At 27.4% G+C, this 2,539-nt stretch carries 5 protein-coding genes; all 5 read right to left on the bottom strand.

The window, feature by feature from the left end; translation table 11 throughout:
* The coding region (locus WC168_RS09475; protein WP_372618904.1) for an ABC transporter ATP-binding protein at positions 1-578 on the bottom strand (578 nt) is incomplete at its 3' end.
* Positions 575-1,270 carry a molybdate ABC transporter permease subunit gene (modB, locus tag WC168_RS09470; RefSeq protein ID WP_066352159.1) on the bottom strand — a complete coding sequence of 232 codons (696 nt, stop codon included), beginning with the start codon at positions 1,268-1,270 and terminating at the stop codon, positions 575-577. The genes WC168_RS09475 and modB, both read right to left, overlap by 4 nt.
* Positions 1,263-1,655, bottom strand: a complete 393-nt coding sequence (locus WC168_RS09465; RefSeq protein ID WP_066160614.1) for a molybdopterin-binding protein — start codon at positions 1,653-1,655, stop codon at positions 1,263-1,265. Before WC168_RS09465 ends, modB begins: the two co-directional genes overlap by 8 nt.
* Positions 1,656-1,666: 11 nt before the next feature.
* Complete coding sequence (gene modA, locus WC168_RS09460; protein WP_372618901.1) at positions 1,667-2,413, bottom strand: molybdate ABC transporter substrate-binding protein; 747 nt, start codon at positions 2,411-2,413, stop codon at positions 1,667-1,669.
* A 10-nt stretch (positions 2,414-2,423) separates the two neighbouring features.
* Positions 2,424-2,539 (bottom strand): TOBE domain-containing protein (locus tag WC168_RS09455; RefSeq protein WP_372618906.1); only part of this gene is annotated, 116 nt, incomplete at its 5' end.

Genomic DNA, 2,539 nt, shown 5'->3' with positions numbered 1-2,539 from the left:
TTATACATCTCACTTGGATCATGGCTCACCATAATAGTTGTAGTTTTAAACTCTTTATGAAGTGTTAAAATCTCATCTTGAAGCTTTAATCTCATGTGAGGATCAAGAGCTGAAAGTGGTTCATCCATAAGAAGTATTTTTGGTCTTTTCATTAAAGCACGACAAAGACTAACACGCTGTTTTTGACCACCACTTAAAGAGCTTGGATATCTATTTTTAAGCTCATACAAATCTGTTAAGCTTAGAAGTTGTTTAGCTAAATCTTTATCTTTTTTTACATAAAGCAAATTATCAATTACACTTAAATTTTCAAATAGTGCATAATCTTGAAAAACAAATCCTATATCTCTTTTTTGAATAGGTTTTTTAATCTTTTCATTTAACCAAATTTCACCATCTACAATAATCTCTCCAAAAGCTTCTTCAAGACCAGCAAGAACTCTTAAAAGTGTAGTTTTTCCACTTCCACTATCTCCACTTAATGCTACAAATTCGCCATTTTGTAAAGATAGATTTATATCTAAATTCATAACTCCATTTGAACCGTGAAGCTCTTTTTTTATATTTAAACTAATCATTTCACAATTCCAATCTTCTTTTGTTTTCCATTGAAAATGTAAACTGCAAGCAAAGTTATGAAACTAAGAATAATCATAATTAAACTATAAATATGGGCATTTTTATAATCCATGATTTCAACAAACTCATAAATTGCAATTGCTGCTACTCTTGTCTCATTTGGAATACTTCCACCAATCATCAAAACAACTCCAAACTCTCCAACAGTATGAGCAAAAGTTATTATTAGAGCTGTTAGAAGTGAAGGTTTTATATTTGGTAGAGCAATAAATAAAACAGTTCTAAATTTGCTTTTACCACTAATATAACTAGCCTCAAGCATATTTTTATTTAAGCTTTCAAAACCACTTTGAAGCGGTTGAACCATAAATGGAAGACTATAAATACAACTAGCAATAATAATTCCATATAGATTAAATACTAAACTAATACCAAAATGCTCTTGAAAAAATTGACCAATAATTGAGTTATGTGATAATCCCCAAAGAAGATAAAAGCCTAAAACAGTTGGAGGAACAACAAGCGGCATTGTACAAAGTGCTTCTAAAAATGGTTTTATTTTTGATTTACTTTGTGATAAGTACCAGCTAAGTGGCAAACATAGCACAAACAAAATCAAAGTTGTTATAAATGCCAATTTAAATGAGAGTAAAAATGGAGCATAATCTACATTTAATAGATAATCAATCATTTAAAACCTTTAAAATTGATAGGTCACTAGCTTTTATTAAGATATATACCTTATCATCTATTTTAAGATTTAATCTTATAAAAGAGTCTTTTGTGATTATACTTTCAAAAATTGTATTGTTTAATTCTAAAGTTATACTACATAGAAGTTCACCACAATTTATATCTACTATTTTTGCAAGAGTTTGGTTTGATAAACTAATATCTTCTATAAAATTTTTAGAGATAATTATATTTGTTGGTTTTACTATAAGTTCAACTTTTTTACCAATAGTTATATCTTTATTCAACTCTAAACTCATCATTTTTAAAGTTATATTATTAAAATCAAACTCTACGATATTTAAACTATCTTTTGTTCTAATCTCTTTTACTCTTGCAATCATAATCTCTTCTTTTATTTAACTAAGTATCCAAATTTTACAAAAATATCTTTTGCTTTTTTACTTAGAATAAAATCATAAAAAGCTTTTGCTTCACTATCTCCTTGAGCTCTTTTTAATATTACTATACCTTGATCAATTGGAGTATAAAGCTTAGGATCTACACTTACCCAGTGAATATTCTCTTTGTATTTTGACATTTTTTCATCATATAAAGATGATTTTGCTATAAATCCAATATCAGTTGCTGTTATAGCATAAGTTACAGTTTGAGAGATAGATTCAGCATATACAAGTTTATTTTCAACTTTATCTAAAATATTTGCATTTTTAAAAACTTCCATAGTTGCTCTTCCATAAGGGGCTGTTTTAGGATTTGCAATAGCTATTTTATTTATATTTGAATCCTCAACTATGCTAATTCCTTTTTTTAAATCTAACTCTTTAGAGCTTAACATTGCTAAACTTCCTTGAGCATAAATAACAGGTTTTGTGATAGTTAAATTCTCTTTTTCTAAAGCTTGTGGAAATTTCATATCAGCACTTAAAAAAATATCAAATGGTGCACCATTTTGAATTTGAGCTGTAAATTTACCACTACTTCCTAAAGTTACTTGAACTTTAGTATCTGGATTTGTTTTATTAAACTCTTTTATTAAATCATTAATTGCATAACTTACATTTGCTGCAACTGCTACATTTATTGTTCCTGCAAAAGCAGTTGAATATAAAATCGCAAGTGTTAAAATAATTTTTTTCATAATATCTTCCTTATCTTCCAATCATAATATCAGACGCTTTTATAATAGCATCAACTTTACTTCCAACTTCTAATTTCATATTTTTTATAGATTCAGTAGTTATAACTGCAACAACTTTATCTTCAT

The sequence above is a fragment of the Aliarcobacter sp. genome (genome assembly GCF_041672065.1).
GTDB classification, from domain to species: domain Bacteria; phylum Campylobacterota; class Campylobacteria; order Campylobacterales; family Arcobacteraceae; genus Aliarcobacter; species Aliarcobacter skirrowii.
This window is presented reverse-complemented; position numbering and strand designations above follow the sequence as displayed.